This is a genomic window from Leifsonia sp. SIMBA_070, from assembly GCF_046534635.1.
In the GTDB taxonomy this organism is placed as follows: Bacteria; Actinomycetota; Actinomycetes; order Actinomycetales; family Microbacteriaceae; genus Leifsonia.
The window spans coordinates 1-256 of record NZ_JAWRYK010000552.1 but is presented as its reverse complement, the minus strand read 5'-3'; the positions used below and the strand labels follow the sequence as shown (position 1 = coordinate 256).

The window sequence follows — 256 nt, the reverse complement described above, 5'->3', positions numbered from 1 at the left end:
CCATCGCGCCAAGGGCCTGAGCGCCGGAGAGGCGTCGGAATGGCTCGGTGTTTCGGAGCGGACGTTCCGGCGCTGGCGGGGGCGGTACGAGGCCGAGGGGGCGGCCGGCCTGTTGGACCGGCGGCTGGGCAAGATCAGCCCCCACCGGGTGCCGGCGGACGAGGTCGAGCGCATCGCGGCCCTTTACGAACAGCGCTACTCGGGCTGGACGGTCAAGCACTTCCACGAGCGGGCGACGGATCGGCACGGCCTGGGC

1 protein-coding gene is annotated in these 256 nt (G+C 73.0%); it reads left to right on the top strand.

Features of this window, described 5'->3' with window-relative positions:
• The coding region (locus SB754_RS21410) for a helix-turn-helix domain-containing protein (protein WP_410784343.1) at positions 1–256 on the top strand (256 nt) is incomplete at both ends.